13 protein-coding genes are annotated in these 15,346 nt (G+C 37.2%); 5 read left to right on the top strand and 8 right to left on the bottom strand.

The features are described 5' to 3' along the window. Window positions 1-37: 37 nt before the first annotated feature. The 4 genes from MF4640_RS06530 to MF4640_RS06510 all read right to left on the bottom strand — a co-directional run bounded on the left by MF4640_RS06530 (window position 38) and on the right by MF4640_RS06510 (window position 5,528). Entirely contained in the window at window positions 38-1,705 is a 1,668-nt protein-coding gene (locus MF4640_RS06530) for a virulence-associated e family protein (protein ID WP_227518626.1), read from the bottom strand. A gap of 28 nt (window positions 1,706-1,733) precedes the next feature. Further along, a complete protein-coding gene (locus MF4640_RS06525) occupies window positions 1,734-2,642 on the bottom strand; it encodes a hypothetical protein (protein ID WP_077170259.1) in 909 nt (302 codons plus the stop codon). A gap of 68 nt (window positions 2,643-2,710) precedes the next feature. Further along, complete coding sequence (locus MF4640_RS06520; RefSeq protein ID WP_005028487.1) at window positions 2,711-3,910, bottom strand: hypothetical protein; 1,200 nt, start codon at window positions 3,908-3,910, stop codon at window positions 2,711-2,713. 1,096 nt (window positions 3,911-5,006) lie between these two features. Beyond that, window positions 5,007-5,528, bottom strand: coding sequence for a hypothetical protein (locus MF4640_RS06510; protein ID WP_078389065.1), 522 nt, complete (start codon window positions 5,526-5,528; stop codon window positions 5,007-5,009). 355 nt (window positions 5,529-5,883) lie between these two features. On the opposite strand from MF4640_RS06510, the gene MF4640_RS06505 reads away from it, so the two are divergent. The 3 genes from MF4640_RS06505 to MF4640_RS06495 all read left to right on the top strand — a co-directional run bounded on the left by MF4640_RS06505 (window position 5,884) and on the right by MF4640_RS06495 (window position 9,997). Further along, complete coding sequence (locus MF4640_RS06505) at window positions 5,884-8,547, top strand: type IA DNA topoisomerase (protein WP_024160892.1); 2,664 nt, start codon at window positions 5,884-5,886, stop codon at window positions 8,545-8,547. A 16-nt stretch (window positions 8,548-8,563) separates the two neighbouring features. Further along, entirely contained in the window at window positions 8,564-9,568 is a 1,005-nt protein-coding gene (locus tag MF4640_RS06500) for a hypothetical protein (RefSeq protein WP_078389064.1), read from the top strand. 195 nt (window positions 9,569-9,763) lie between these two features. Then, complete coding sequence (locus tag MF4640_RS06495) at window positions 9,764-9,997, top strand: hypothetical protein (RefSeq protein ID WP_078389063.1); 234 nt, start codon at window positions 9,764-9,766, stop codon at window positions 9,995-9,997. An 80-nt stretch (window positions 9,998-10,077) separates the two neighbouring features. Here MF4640_RS06495 and MF4640_RS06490 read toward each other — a convergent pair whose 3' ends face one another. The 4 genes from MF4640_RS06490 to MF4640_RS06475 all read right to left on the bottom strand — a co-directional run bounded on the left by MF4640_RS06490 (window position 10,078) and on the right by MF4640_RS06475 (window position 13,751). Beyond that, a complete protein-coding gene (locus MF4640_RS06490) occupies window positions 10,078-11,886 on the bottom strand; it encodes a zinc ribbon domain-containing protein (protein WP_024160893.1) in 1,809 nt (602 codons plus the stop codon). A gap of 201 nt (window positions 11,887-12,087) precedes the next feature. Further along, window positions 12,088-12,417 carry a hypothetical protein gene (locus MF4640_RS06485; RefSeq protein WP_024160894.1) on the bottom strand — a complete coding sequence of 110 codons (330 nt, stop codon included), beginning with the start codon at window positions 12,415-12,417 and terminating at the stop codon, window positions 12,088-12,090. A 242-nt stretch (window positions 12,418-12,659) separates the two neighbouring features. Further along, window positions 12,660-13,121, bottom strand: a complete 462-nt coding sequence (locus MF4640_RS06480; RefSeq protein WP_042892477.1) for an H-NS family nucleoid-associated regulatory protein — start codon at window positions 13,119-13,121, stop codon at window positions 12,660-12,662. Between the two features lie 111 nt (window positions 13,122-13,232). Next, entirely contained in the window at window positions 13,233-13,751 is a 519-nt protein-coding gene (locus MF4640_RS06475) for a DUF2726 domain-containing protein (protein ID WP_042892478.1), read from the bottom strand. Window positions 13,752-13,969: 218 nt separating this feature from the next. Here MF4640_RS06475 and MF4640_RS06470 point away from each other — a divergent pair, with 218 nt between their 5' ends. Next, window positions 13,970-14,659 carry a hypothetical protein gene (locus MF4640_RS06470; protein WP_078389062.1) on the top strand — a complete coding sequence of 230 codons (690 nt, stop codon included), beginning with the start codon at window positions 13,970-13,972 and terminating at the stop codon, window positions 14,657-14,659. Window positions 14,660-15,072: 413 nt separating this feature from the next. After that, complete coding sequence (locus MF4640_RS19425; RefSeq protein ID WP_171249065.1) at window positions 15,073-15,222, top strand: hypothetical protein; 150 nt, start codon at window positions 15,073-15,075, stop codon at window positions 15,220-15,222. Window positions 15,223-15,346: the final 124 nt, after the last annotated feature.

Raw genomic sequence — 15,346 nt, 5'->3', positions numbered from 1 at the left:
CAAAAGTTTGCTACCTTTGGGGGTTTATGTTTGACATTCAAATTATCGAAATAAAAATATTATTAATGAAGTTTTCGGACCATTCAGGATCGTTCGATTTACTCAAAATATCTTTGAGCCAAACCTTTAATGTTTCAATTGGATAATCTGCATTTTTGTATAAGTTAATCACGGTGATAATCTGTTGATTCAGTGCTGTTGTTGAATCATTACGTGCGATCATTTCTACAAGTTTTGTGTAGGCCTGAAGGAGTTCTGGTTCTTCAGCTCCAGTGACTTTACGGGGTTGCTTGCTAATCTGGCCAAGAATCTCAATAAATTGTTCTTTGACCAGCTCAATCGGGTGGATCTGACTAAATCCCTGTTGAGTCAGTAAGGCGTATGCGCGTAAAACCAAGCTAAACCAATTCTTTTTGGTCATGCTATCAGGATAGAGGCCTATATCATCCAACTGTTGTTTGATGCCAAAGAATAGGGCACTGATAGAGTAGTTCGGGTTAACCGTGCTTTGAATTGCAGTCGTCCACACGGCATTTTGCATTTTATGACGTATAACATCACGCGTGTAATCAACGCCGTATAAACATTTAAAATCGTTCCAGTCACTTAGATCTAGCTGTTCTTCAGTAAATTCAGGTCCAATCATGGCTGCGTTTACAGCTCGGCATGCTTCTGTTGCGTAATAGATACCGGGATTGCGCTTTATTTTGCTTTCTAATGCTGTTTTATGGTCATTATCATTGAAAATATAGAAGCGTGAAAACGGGAATTCGGCACGGAAATCACGTACTACATTCATGATGTTGCCAGCCACGTACACGACAATGACTGGAATAGAGTATTGAATTGATTCTGCAATTGCTTCACCAGTGGCGTAGCCCTCACAAAAGATTATCCGATCTTGGTTCCATGCATCCAATGGATCTTTATATAAGATTTTGAAAGCGCCGTTTGCAAGTACACCACGTAATGTAAACTTATCTTCACCACGCTTGTTTTTGTGTTCAGCGATGGTCTGAAGGAAAATGATTTGATTTTTGAGGTTTTGCCCCTCAACTAAAAGCTTGTTCTGACGTAGCGACTGTTGATCTAGATCTGGTTGCAGATCAATAATACGGTTCAGAATAATGGTGTTGTTCTTGTGTTGAGGGTAGTACTGGCTGACATAATCAATCAGCTCATTTTTAGTGAAGTTGCTTGGATTGTACAATCTAGCATGACTGAAGCTAATCTGCTTTTTCACATTGTAGTTGTGTGGACGGTTTGGCAAGGGTAGGCTTCTGGCCCATTCAAAACCCGTATAGATTTGAGCCAATATCTCTTGGTCTTTTTTGTTCTTCTCAGCACTTTTGCATGAGTTTAAGAAGCGTTTAAGATCTTCTTCTTGCTGTTCCTTGGTATATACGGTGTCACCAGGTTGCAGATCCATTTCTTGAATGTATTCATACAAGCTGTAAGTGAAGTTTGCACCGCCAGCATGAAACCAACCATAAGACATACGTGCGTTATCTAGATCTACGAGATACCAGGCCGTTTTTTTCTTATTTTTTGTGGCGTCATTGTGGTGATTGGTTCTGAGGTAAATACGTTTAGAGCTTCGTTCAAGCTGAAAGTCACTCTCACGATCAAATACAATGCCCTCATTTTCAAGATGCGATCTAAATATTTTAGATAGCGTACCAATATCGATACCATACTTGATCATGAGGGGGTTCATAAATAAAGAAACTCACTTATAAATATTTTATAACCAGCGGTTGAGCAACGACATATTTTGATGGGTTGTTAGTTTGCAACGTGATTTCATGAGCGTAATGCCATGCCTTAGTGATACGGTTTAGGATGACACTTTCAAGGTCGTCTTCTAAGAATTCGTAAAGATTAAATCGCACGTTGTTTAAGATCAGTTTTTTATAACCTTTCACAAGGGTATTTAAAAAATTCTGGGATTGGTCCATAAAGGCGTTAACGTCAGCATCATAACTTATTGTTTTATTCACGACTGCATTATAAAAGTACTGCTCAGAATCAATTTTAATAATATGCATCTGCTCTAAGAATGACTCTAAATAAGCTGGATGCATATTTTTACTTAAAAACTTACAGATCCGCTTATTCTTGTTGTCGTTAAAATAGATGTATTTAGAGGTTAGCTCAGCATTAATCACTGTGACATATTCGCCGTCCACACGAAACTTCACGGTATTATTGTTGGTGAACTGCAGCATTAATTCTGTGAAGATATAGCTATCTAACGTTTTTTCATGCTTAAACGTCTGCTTGTCCAAGAAATAACTGTTGTACTGAAGATCTGCAACATTGGCATAGCTTTGAACGAATTGAGCGATGTCATTGTGCATGTTTTGGGTGTCGAGATCCGATACTTCAGTTGAAACCGATTGAAAGGCACTATTTTTATAAAGATGCCCCAATAATTCTGTTTGATTGTAGTTTTTAGGTTTAACTTTCAAGCCAACAGTAAACTCGTCTTGCTCATAATTCCCTTTAATTAGATTGCTTAAATAACTTTCAGCTTCTTGAAAAGATACGTTTCCAAGGTTGTCTAAAAATGATTTTAAGGAAGTGCCATCTAATCGTACTGCAACATGAGATATAAATGATGGATCGAACTCGAAACGCATAATACTTCATTGATTGAAATGGGTATTAAAAGTATATAACAGGTTTAAGGAAAAAAGAATGAAAACCTTTAAGTATTATTACCATAAAAGTAATTTTGAATTGATTTAATAAGTTTAGTTTCGGTTTCTTGAGTATATAAACTACCTGAAATTAGTTTTAAGCCAGTATCAGTTTTAAGCCAATGTAGTGTATTAAAATGGTCATTAGCGATATGGCTACTCTTGTGCATGCGCGACACAAAACCAGTGTTCAGACCAGTATCAAACAGGCGTGGACAACTTGGTGCGTGGACATGATAGAGGACTTCACGGCGTTGATTGCTAGAGGGTGATTTACCTACGCCACGGCGTACTGGCATACCTTTGTGCTTTCTATAACTATTGAGAAATGAATCAATCGTATCGTTATACGTGGGTTGCATCAGGTAGCCACGGTGATTGTAGATGTCAGTTTTAGGATGAATAGAGAAATTAAATAAGCTAAGCATTTTACCAAGTAAGATTAATAGCTCAGGACTACCTTTAAGGTTGGTACCAATCAAACTATCTTTAATGGTTTTAATAGTATCCGTGCGATACTCTAAAACCACATAGTCTCCCCAATTAGAGGTTAAGCTTAAAGGATCTTCATCAGATATGTTGGCTTCAGTATCTTCATAGCAAAACACGATGATCAGTACTTTAACGTTGTTTCCGTTAAACAAAACTTCGTTTTGATGCGCGAAAAAACCATATAAAGGTTTGTCGTTGTGTCCTAGACCTGGTGTATGAATAAAGTTGGTCCACTGAAAGTAGTAATTCAGCAAATGACCATCGACATAGCGACCGTTTTCATCATTCAATAGGGTGCGATATACATCATTTTCAAGCTTTAGCACGGGTTGGCTGTACCGCCAAGCGCTCAACGCTGCAGTCGTAAATGCAAAGTCATAAAAGTTAAACTCAGGGTTCATATTTTTATAGAACAATGCATAAGGCTGTAACACACTTTCCCATACCTGTAATGGGATAAAGATGTTGGAACCCCACTTAGGAATCTCCGCAAAATAACCAGTGCCATAGGTATGATTTACGTTATCCCAAAACAGGCGTTCTAGCTGTTTATAGTCTGGAATGTCTTCGCTTTTAACCAATGATGCTGTACATAATGCTAACTTTTTCTCCAGTGCCAATAATTGACTGACAGGAGGGTATAAGCGACCAGCTTTTTGCGTAAAAACTTCCGCATTCAACTTTGATATAACATCAGCAAAGATTGAATCTTTCACTATACTGGTCTTCCATAAAAGGTGTGTGAGGGTGGCTAATTAGTATAAGGCATTCTAACAAGTTGTATGTATTCTATAAGGCGTAAAACTCTAAAAAGTTGATAATATATATCAGTTTTTAAAGCATTCACATTTCATACATAATTCTAACCTTGCTCAAATATAACATCATATTGTTTGCGATTTCTAAACAACAGTTTAACTAATCTGCAATATATCAGGGTAGAGCTGAGTATAGGGCTTAATCATTACTTTTGTTCAGCATGAGATAATAGTTTGTGGAATTTCCGTGAATATGATTAAAAAAGCTTTAAAACTTATTAGAGATCGGTTATATTACGAATCAAGGGATATTACCCTATTTAATAAACTATTAGACTGAGATTGTTCTAATAGTTTTTTTTTGCCCTTTTTTTGACATTTCCTGTTTTTTCTTCTATAGCTTCTGCTATATTTCTCCATATTTTACTCTATTTTTCGTTATTTTGATTAATTTTTAATCAATGTTAAAAGCTTAAATAATCAGCAACTTAGCCATTTATACCCACTACTATCCACAAAAACCTGTGCATAAAAAAACCAAATATTAAATCCCAAAATGGAATTTCTTCAATTTTAAGCTATAATTATGCTCATAGTTTTAATCATTGTAGTGGACTTAGTTATGAGCCATGTAGACCAAATAGAAACGATTAAAATTACTAACCGCGAAATCGGAATATTGCCTAACAATGTGCCAGTAGTAGATCAGTTTTTGAATAACTACCGCACACATAAAGCATCAACGACTCATTCAGTGGCTAGTAATTCACCTTTAATGAACATTACCAATTCAATGCATGTGCATCGAGTAGAAGATTCCCCCTATACTCAACCTATTCGTAAACTTCATTAGAAATAAAAAAAGCAGCGATTTCGCTGCTTTTTTATTGCCTATTGCATTTCTTTAGTGCTGATCCATATAGCTTTGAGTGAGCTTCTTACGCTCGTAATTCTCTTTGAGCTGTATGCCAATACCAATAATTATTATAGGTAAAATGGCTAGGGCAAAAAGAATGCAGATCGAATCAAAAATTGGCCTGGGCATATGAGCGCATTATTGCGGATTCGCATTGGTTAATTCCTCCAGTGTTGGTGGTTTTGTGGCGACTGGTTCATTTGCTGGTGCTTCAGGTGACACTTCTGGTACTTCAGGTGATACTTCTGGTGTTGAACTTGGTTCTTGTTGTGGATCTAACTTGTCTTCATAAGACTCTTGTGGAAGGCTATTGCTTGCAACAAAGTTATCTAGAATATCCTGAGCCTTATATGCCTTATTGCATTCGTCATTTGAGGCGTACATTTCTTTTTGTACGCTATCGTCTAAATACTTTTCTCGGCCATCACTAACATCATCGCTGTAATAACCAGCTTTCTTAGCAGAATCTATATAAATGGAATAACAAATATTTAAAACATTACTACGCTCGTAATCATGTTTGTAATACCAGTCAATACTACGTTCCTTTGCATCAGTTTTCGTATCTTCAAGGTATTGATCTAAGCGTTTCTCTTGTGGCGTAGACGAACACCCGATGATTAACAATGAGGTGCTTAAAACTATAAGTTTTTTAATCATGGTTTTAGCTTAAAACAAACGATACCTTTATAGTACAACATTAATTCGTTAAATAATATTTTTGGAATTTTAATTTGTGACGGTTAAACAGTGCATTTTCAAACAATTAAGCCATTTTTTCCCATAATTTTAGATAAATATTGTTGTCTTTTTTCGCGTAGATTATTGAAAACAGGAAGTAATTTAACCACTTGAAATGTTCATCCAACTAAAGATTAAGAAATAAGCCCTTAAAAGTGTTTGTTTATCAACCCTTAAACCTATTTAAACATTTTAAAATTGTATATACTTAAACCATTACTAGATTAACTTCAGTAATTATTACTAAAGAAAGTTAAAAATTGGATGAATTTTAATGAGTAGTTTGTTCATAGTAGAGTCACCCGGAAAGGTCGAAAAAATTCAACATATCTTGGATGACCTGTATCCGCACGAATTCGTTGTACGCGCTTCAGTTGGCCATGTATGTGATTTACCTAATCATGAGATCGGTTTCTCATATCCAGCCTTTGTTCCTAAATACGAAATATCTCAAAATAAAACACGCGTTGTTCAAGAATTAAGACAGGCTGCTAAAAATGCAGATACGGTTTTCCTCGCAACTGACTTGGACCGTGAAGGTGAAGCCATTGCATATCACTTAAAACGTATCCTGAACTTATCTGACGATCAGTATATTCGCGTCAAATATAACGCTATTGATAAAACTACGATCGCTAATGCACTTCAAAATGGTGAAGAGCTGGATCAAGGTATGGTGGCATCTCAAGAAACACGCCGTTTCCTTGACCGTATGATCGGTTTTTACTTGTATGAGCCAATTTCAAATATTTTAAAAGGCAAATTTCCTGTTGGCCGTGTTCAATCTGCCGTACTCGTTGTGCTTGGTGATTTAGAAGATCTACTGAAAAACTTCAAATCACATGAACATTACAACCTTGAAGTAACTCTAAAACAAGGTTGGGCTGCGAAATGGGATTTTTCTAAGTGGCTTAATCCTGAAATGAAGGATGTGCACAATAACCAGTGGTTAGATAAAGCTTCAATTACCCGTCTACAAAGCGAAATTGATAAAAAAGACTTAACCATTACCAGTGTTGAAACTAAGCCATCTTTCCGTAGTGCTCCAGCGCCGTTTATTACTGTTGATCTGCAAGCTGCAGCTGCAGCGCGTCTTGGTTTGGATCTAAAACAAACTATGGATGCAGCGCAAAAGTTATATGAAGGTGGTTATATCACTTACCATCGTACTGATGCTGCCGTAATTTCGCCTGAGGGCATGCAAGCTCTAGAAGCTTTTGGTGAGAGAGAGGGCATTGCGATTATCGGCAATAAAGCCAAATCTCGCGATGGTGCTCAAGAAGCACATGAATGTATTCGTCCTAGTGACTTCTTTACCTTTGAAGCTGGTGAGGACAAAGTTCAAAAGGATCTATACCGTCTAATCTGGTTGCGTACTGTTGCATCGCAAATGGCTCCAGCTGAATACGAAGTTAAATCCGTTGTAGGTGTCTATAAAGATGTCACGCTCAATGTAGATGGTGAAAGCATTACTAAAGATGCTGAATTCAAAGCTTCTAGCCGTATCTTAAAGGAAGATGGTTGGTTGGGTTTATTAAAGACCTACAGTATTGATGAAAATGCACTTGAATACGTGGACGGTGAAGAAGATTCAGAAAAAGAACCTGAACATACGCTACCTATGGATATTGAGGTCGGTCAAAACCACAATGTTATTGCTGGTAAAGTTATCGCGACCAAAACCAAACCACGTTCACGCTACACCGTACCATCATTGGTCAAATTACTTGAGAAAAAAGGAATTGGTCGTCCTAGTACTTATCAATCAATCTTTGAACGTTTAATCAAGCACGGCTATATCAAGCTTGTTAAAAAGAAAATTGAAGTTACACCGCATGGATTGACCTTGATTCAAAACATTAGAGGTAAGTTTAGTTTTGCAGATCCGCTTTACACCAAAGAAATTGAAGAAACACTGGATCTAATCGCTACTGGTGATGCCGATTACAAACAAGAACTCCAAAAGTTCCATTTAGGGATTGAAAGTGAATTAGGACAGTTCTCAAAACATTGGCTTGATTCATTCCCTATCTACAAATGTAATAACTGTGATGACGGACGCATGTTGCCGAAAATCGGTACCAATCGCGACAAAACAACATCGGTCTACTGGTCATGTAATTCATGCAAAAGTTCAGCGCCAAACAGAAATGTTGATGGTAAAGATGAACCGGGTAAGCCAACTGTACGTGAGCCAACTACTCATTTATGTTTATGTGGCAAAACACTGACTCAGGTTACAACTGATAAATCTGTATTTTTTGAGTGCTCTCAACGTGCGTTCGTAGATGGCACCTGTAAAGAAACATACCGTTCTACAAATGACGAAAGCGGTAACTTGGTTCCTGATTTTGACGAATATCGCCGTAACCATACATACAAATGTCAGCTTGAAGGGTGTGGCGGTTGGTTGCGTGAGTTAAAAGGTATTTCAACTTCTTCAGGTAAGCCGTATCACTTCTTTTCTTGTGAAAAATCCAATCCAAACCTGAAAGGCAAAAAATGTAAGTCGGGTCCATTAGAGGTGTTCCCTGATGGTAGTCCTAACTACGAGCCAAGATTCCAAGTGACCAAAACAGAGTATCCATGTATCTGTAAAAAGCCTCTTATACATACCAAGTACCGCAAAGAACCTGGTGTTTACGAAGAGCGATACAGTTGTGAAGCTGCATCATGTAAACGTTATTTCGACATATTGCCAGATGGATCACCAGATACCCAACTTACAAAATCTCGCACTGGCAACGAAGCCAAGTGTTTTGAGTGTGGTCAGACCATGATTCAGTCTGCATTTAATTTACGTGGTGAACGTAAGTTTAAATGGGATTGCTTTAGCTGTGGTGCAAGTGGATACGACAACAACGGTGAGCCAGTTCAACGTGGAAAAAAGAAAGCCAAGTCTAAATCGACCTCTACAAAAGCTAAATCAAGTAAATAATTGAATAGGTGAATAAATGAGTAATCACGAACCAGATGATATGGACAACATCGGGAAGGAAGCTGAAGAAGCGCTCAAAACCCAACCCGATGATGAACATGTAAGTGAGCCTGAACAGCCAGCCAAAACAGCAAAGAAGGGCAAAAAAGTAGACATTGATGAAAACTTTTTTGCTAAGCATAAAAAGCTAATCTTGATTGGCGGTGGTGTTCTTTTCTTTTTGTTAGTTGCTGTGGTTATTTTTGGCAATCAAAACATCGAAGTTGAACGTCCACAACAAAGCGATGTTGAACTTGAAGCTCGACTGCAGAGTGAAGTTGCAAGACGAGTAAAAGAAGAAAGTATGAAATTGGCTGCTCAGCGCAATGAAATTATCGACCGTATTAGTCGTAACTTTGACTGTAACGCACCACAAGTATTCTGTCATGCACAAGATACGTCAGAACCGTATTCAACTGTCGTTTCTAGTTTGCAGAACTTCCAATTTAAGCCAGATACGCCGTATGAAGTTTACATTGAAGTCTACCCCTTGAAAGTGGATGCCCAAAACCCACAATCAAGTCAGCGTAAAGGAAGTGTTTGTAGCCCGAACAACGTGCACCTTTTCTTATGCCAAAAAATCGTAATGAAAAATCCTGCGCTTATGGCCAATCAGATCCGCGAACTATATGCGCTACTAACGCCGTCTATGACTTATCGCTTGCAGATCAGCAGTCGTCCAATTACGCCAAGTGACATCGATCTGACATTGATTTCTACCGAACTGGACAAAATGAATGCCGATTCTGCAACTGCTAGTGAACCTGAATTGGAGTGTGTACCGCCAGATCCTAAAAAAGATCCTGTTGCGTACAACTTATACGAAACAGGGGGCATGTCTTGTCAAGACATCATGAAGGACTTAGCTGCACGTAAGACAACTGCTCCAGCTGGTCAACCTGGTCAAGCTCAACAAAGTGGTGGTGAACAACCACAACCGCAAAGTCCTGATGCATTTGGTACGCCAGTAGCAACACATTAAACATACTAATAAGAAACGGATTGATTTTGGTTAATCCGCTATTAATTGGCTTTTGGTTGAGAATACTAATTTAAGCATCTGTTTATCAAATAGATCTTTAAAAAATGAAACAATAAAATGCAGATTTATTCTGCATTTTTTAATTTTCACATTACAATAGTTTAAATTCGCAACTTTTAAGCAACCGGGTACGCTATGAACAGCCCAATCAAAATTCAAGATCTGCAAGTGGCAGATTTGCCGTCCACGTTTAAGCTGAAGAAAAAACATAAAGAAGAAGTTTTTCTGAAGTACAAAGAGTTGAATGAGGCACTATTCAAAGTAGGGTACATTCCAGTGACGTTCTCAGACTTTGTGCATGCACTTATAGAAACTGGCGTAAAGGGATTTTCTGTCGAAGAATATGTCAATGCTCAATTAAACTCTTAATTTTAGAAGTCTAAATATTTTTTTGATGTCAAAAAAAAGTGGACCACATTCGTAATCCACTCCTTTATTTTTTTTAACGATTAACTTTCTTTTTTGGTACCACACTGAGGGCAAAACAGCATATTGTCCTGAAGTGGTTCACCACATTTCACACAAAACATATTCTTTTTCGGTTTGATGATCACGGGTACTTGATCTGATAGATCCTGACCGTGTGTTTCAGGGTTATTCATCAATCCAAGATGTGTACCATGTGTTCTTGGTGAGCTTTTATTGATTGCGCTATTCATCTGGTTCATAGATGACATGCGGTTAATATCTGCTTCAGACGTTGGGGCAACCACAATGCTTTGGCTTTTGGCAAAGTCGGCTAAATGCTCTTTCAGTACAACAGCATCATCAGTACAAGCAGTCATGCTCAAGATCGCACGGTTTTGATATTTACCGAAGGTCGTTGTGCTAATTTCAGCGTACCAGACACGTAACGTCATGGTTTCAACATTGATGACTTCTTTTTGTGATTTCACGCTGTCGTCAAGGTAACGGCCAAAGTTTATTTGAGACAATTGATAGCTACCTTTAGCCTCAACCCATATTAGTTTTGATACAAAGTCAAAACGGCTCCATAGGTAATTACCGTGCTCAAAACAAAACTTCCCTAAGATCCACATCGATACACCAAAGAAACCATAAGTGAAGTCGCTAAAATCCAGATAGCTTCCGTTATATAGACCTTTGGCAAAAATAGTCATTAAAACGACTGAAGCAATAAAACTTAACAATCCAAAACTATTGAGGATGGCTAACCAGCGATACTTTTCTTCTTTGAAGCATGAGCTCAATGTCATATCACGAAGGGTATTGATTGGCACTGGTTGAGTTTCTTCTAAGATCTCACCCTCAAAAGCACCGTTTTTACTGCTAGAGTTGATAACTGGCAACTGGCGTGAATAGATTCTGTTAGGAATAGCACTTTCCCAATTCTTTTGTAGATGGCGTTCAAGTTCATCAAACAATTGCATTGGTTGGCAATTCATACTCAAACTATCCTGAACGACTCCAGCACTGGCTTGTGGTGGCTGTTTTACCATTTGAGCAACCACGGCCAAGAAGAATATCGCAATCGCAATCAGCGCTGCAATTAACGTAAAAATGGCTTTATCCATGCTTGGCAACCAAATAGGCGCAACTGCATGTTGGGTAAGGATAGGTACCAATACAGGTCCAAGAATGGCAACTAAAACCAAACCAATGACCTTAGATAAACCAATTTCTTGTGCACCTGTGTTCGGATTAGCCATAGGACGCAATAAAACAATCAAAATAATGGCGTTGTAAACAATCCCAAGCCAAGCACCTGTATTGGGTGATGCGCCCACATACGCGATTAGAGCACTCACTAAGGTAATCAGAAAAACAATCGCATTTTGAAATTGAGCTTCTGCAGCGTTACGGATGAATAATGGCGAAAAAATAAGATTAGGGAACAGTGAATATAGAATCCCGTTCACTGAGCCTTTTGGTTCTTCATAAATCAAAGCGCTTTGGCGTAGGATCTCTTTAATATCGGTTGCACCAGGATAAGCACCAGTTTCTTGAATGGATAACTCCTGTGCAAGTCCGGCTGGTTGATCACGACCAAAGTAGAACTTTAGGTTTGATAAGCCTGTGGTCAGCAGTAGAGCGCCATAACTGAACATTGCTAGACCAACTATAAGCGGTGGTAGTGCAACAAATACACCGTTACTGAATAGACCTTTTGCACTGAAAATTAAGCTTAGGCCAGCCAGCATAAAAACGATGGCACCGATCACTTTAAAAATGTTTTCTATTCGGTAGGGATTAGGGAATTCAAACCGCTTATCTTGCGAGTTATATTCATATGCCATTTTTAATACTCCTTAACGCATTTATCTAATTACGTTTTAATTGGTTAATTATAACTAAGTCGTGGGGTATAAAGTTTTTTTAGTTAAAATGAATCACTGTTTTAGTTAAGTTTTAATAAGGGAATTTAAAAAGTATTTTAAAGGCGCATTAAAAAAGGGGATAACGAATCCCCTTTAAAGATGTACCAAGCTTATGTGCTGTTATTTGTTTTGATCTGCTTGTTTTTGAGCATCTGCAGCTGCAGCGTTCAGCATAGAAGACATATCATTTTGCTCGTCCTCTTTTGGTGGATTTTGTTCTGCAGTTTTTTGATGTGCATCAAAATCGTGGCCCTCAACTTTTGAAGGTTTTTCATTATCGACATAAGTTTCACGCGCTGCTTGTAAGTCTGCAGATGGATCTACTTTGTCAATTTGTTCATCTGGTTGAATAGGTTTTGATTGAGATGTTGATTCTTCTTTTTTACTACAACCAACTAAAACCAAACCTACAGATAATAAGCCAGTTAATAATAGAGTTTTGAATGACATTTAATCGCCTCCAGCGAAACATAAGCAAAGGTATAGTCACATATACTTATAATGTATATACCAAAATTTAACTAAAACTAGTCCGTTGTATAACGTGACCTTTATAAAAACGGTTTAAGTATATACCAATTGCAAATTTTCTTGTTATGGGCTGAAAGCTAATAGACTAGGGTATCGCTTAAGGACACTATATAGTGGCAAAAAAAAACCACCTTTTACGGTGGTTTCACTAGTTTTAAAGATTAAATCTCTTTAAGGTCTAGATTTTGTTCGCAATAACTACGTACTGCTTCTTTATCTGTAGGATCAAAACCCTTTTCAGTCATTTCTTCACGTAACCATTTGATTACTTGACCGCGACCAGCCCAACGTAAGCTGTTGTTCTCACGGTGAACCCATTCATGCGTAAGCTTACGTTTTTGACGTCTTACAGGCTCAACTTTTGTGGTTTCAATGTGGTTGTTTTTTAGATATTCGCTAAGTGTATGGATGTCCACAACACCATCGGCAGTAATTTTTTCTGAAATGATTGCATTAATGGCACTAACAGCATCGTGAAAAGCTTGGTTTTCTTTAACGACTAGTTGTTGTTGAAGTTCTTCAATATAAGTCTGAAGTTCAACAGGTGACATTTGAGCAACATTTTCTGGTTTTGATACATTTAACATGTCATTAGTTCCAGTATTGCGAGTTAAGTTGTTCATGATTAAACCTTTAGAAATATATTTGAAAATTAATTCAAAATATCTCTTACGACAAAACCATTTTTACACAATTACATTATTAAAATCAATTAGAGTTAATCGTATTTATACCTAAATATACCTTGAAATGGTTTTTCTTATAACTTTTATGTCGGGAATTTCCTTAAACCTAATGACAGGAATGCCAGCACTCTTCAAAAGCTCGTCACGCCTTTTATCTTTATCCTGGGTATATTTATGATAATGCCCATCAAGCTCAATAGATAATATAGGATTGTAGTCTTCATCAACGATCAAATAATCCACGTAAAGCCTAGAAAACTGATTTCGGATACTTATGTTTTGCGTGGTCATAAAAGCACTCATGCTTACTTGCACCAAAATGTTGCGTGATGGAATGACCTGTTCTAGTGCATCAAGCATTATAATCTCGTCTTTTGTAAGGACTTTTTTAGATACAAGCTCCTGATTCTTTTGAGGCTTACGATAGCCTTTTGGTGAATTCTTTTTGGCTTTAGTTTTAGGTTTGCGAAATACGCCACATAAAGCAAAAATGAACTTAAACACTATATAAAACAATAATGAATAAATTAAGAATTTTAACAATAAGGAATTTAAAATCGTTTCCATAAACCTAATACATAACAAATTTTAAAGGGTGCTTAAACTTCTTAAACATATTAGATAGTTTTAACGGTGATTGATACGAATTAACTAAAAATGTTTAAGGACTATTAGTGATGCAATGTTAAAAATAGTATAATCTTGTAAAGACAGCTTAGAACCAGTTTTAAAAGTAAAACTGGTTCTCACAAATAACACCGACTATTTCACTGGAAAAGTTTAAAATGGTATTTAATAAACGTACTTTAGCTTTACTGATTGGTACAATCTCGCTATCAGCACACATCTATGCCAACAACACAACCGTTAAAGTCACTCAAACTCCAATTGTATCATCTTCACCAATTCCCTTAGTTAAAGCTAATGCAATTGAACAATACTATATCAACGTTAAACATCGCTTTAACGGTGCGGAATTTGAACAACCGCCTCGTAAAATTAAGAGCATTAAACTTAACTTGAATGTTATTAATAACGGGGAAGTGGTTTTAACGGCGCACGAAGCTGATAAATCCAAGCTAGAAGACTATTTACAGCAAAACCCTAAAAACTCGGAACTATTGGCCAGTTACGTTGCTCGTATGATCAATTACAACCACGGCTATACGGTTCCTGAAAACAAGGGTAAATACAGCAAGTATGCAAGTACGACTGTATATGAAGCTCTACTTGATGAATTGAACTATAACTTTGCAACTACGCCAGTAGTATCAGTAGATAACTATGCAAGCCAACAACAGCTTGAATCTGCTTATCTATACATCCTTTCTCGTTTAGATCCACAAGAAAAAGCGGTGTTTTGGCAATTTGTGAACACATACAAAGTAGGGGATAAGATTGAGATCCCTGAAGGTACTGTTATAGCAGATGTCTTGAACACTTATAAAATCCAATTGAATTTTAAAGCGCCTTAATCACTAAACAGGTAAGGAATATTTAGGAACAAACTATATTATTTTTTAAAGTTATTTTTTACCTGTTCCTATATGTATTCGCCTTTTTATGTTTCCTCATGGTATAGGGTGTTTTTATTAAGCTGGTGATGTATGTTGCAGCGCTATTTGGCGTCAATACAGCTTCTATGGGTGCTTTATTCATTATTTTGGGGGTCCATTACAGCATCAGCAATAGTTGGATCATGAAATTGCTCAAACCATAAATTTCGGAACTTGACTTTTAATCAACCAATATATTGCTCGAAAATTAGAAGCATTGGGTTGATGTGATTATTTCGGATTTGTTATTAGAAATTAATTGAAAGCAGTATTTTTTTAACTTTAGGTGGAATGAAAAGGTGATTTTTTCAAGTATATTCACTGGTCTTTTTATGACGGTGGGTTTCACAGCGTTAATTTATAACTACGTGTTGATGGGTGGTAATTCTGGTTTGTTCTTTTTGGTTTGGGGTGGTGCTTTCTCTCTAGCAGGATTGTATTTCCATTACCACGGAACAATTGGGCAAATTGGGTGGCAGTGATATGTGCTGAATTAGCAGGAGACTTTCACTTGGGATATGCTAGGCAGCTAACCGATAAAAGTTCTCTGCTATTTGATTTGGCGTTTTAAAATCCAAACTCTTTTGAATTCTTCGCTGATTATAA

This window comes from Acinetobacter sp. MF4640 (genome assembly GCF_002018895.1).
Taxonomy (GTDB): domain Bacteria; phylum Pseudomonadota; class Gammaproteobacteria; order Pseudomonadales; family Moraxellaceae; genus Acinetobacter; species Acinetobacter johnsonii.
Note: the sequence above shows the minus strand (reverse complement) of the source record. Positions and strands in the feature narration are given on the sequence as shown.

Bases quoted from the DNA above. Each gene is read 5' to 3' on its own strand.
- MF4640_RS06530 (WP_227518626.1), bottom strand. From the start codon at position 1,705: ATGATCAAGTATGGTATCGATATTGGTACGCTATCTAAAATATTTAGA.
- MF4640_RS06525 (WP_077170259.1), bottom strand. From the start codon at position 2,642: ATGCGTTTCGAGTTCGATCCATCATTTATATCTCATGTTGCAGTACGA.
- MF4640_RS06510 (WP_078389065.1), bottom strand. From the start codon at position 5,528: ATGATTAAAAAACTTATAGTTTTAAGCACCTCATTGTTAATCATCGGG.
- MF4640_RS06505 (WP_024160892.1), top strand. From the start codon at position 5,884: ATGAGTAGTTTGTTCATAGTAGAGTCACCCGGAAAGGTCGAAAAAATT.
- MF4640_RS06500 (WP_078389064.1), top strand. From the start codon at position 8,564: ATGAGTAATCACGAACCAGATGATATGGACAACATCGGGAAGGAAGCT.
- MF4640_RS06495 (WP_078389063.1), top strand. From the start codon at position 9,764: ATGAACAGCCCAATCAAAATTCAAGATCTGCAAGTGGCAGATTTGCCG.
- MF4640_RS06490 (WP_024160893.1), bottom strand. From the start codon at position 11,886: ATGGCATATGAATATAACTCGCAAGATAAGCGGTTTGAATTCCCTAAT.
- MF4640_RS06485 (WP_024160894.1), bottom strand. From the start codon at position 12,417: ATGTCATTCAAAACTCTATTATTAACTGGCTTATTATCTGTAGGTTTG.
- MF4640_RS06480 (WP_042892477.1), bottom strand. From the start codon at position 13,121: ATGAACAACTTAACTCGCAATACTGGAACTAATGACATGTTAAATGTA.
- MF4640_RS06475 (WP_042892478.1), bottom strand. From the start codon at position 13,751: ATGGAAACGATTTTAAATTCCTTATTGTTAAAATTCTTAATTTATTCA.
- MF4640_RS06470 (WP_078389062.1), top strand. From the start codon at position 13,970: ATGGTATTTAATAAACGTACTTTAGCTTTACTGATTGGTACAATCTCG.
- MF4640_RS19425 (WP_171249065.1), top strand. From the start codon at position 15,073: ATGACGGTGGGTTTCACAGCGTTAATTTATAACTACGTGTTGATGGGT.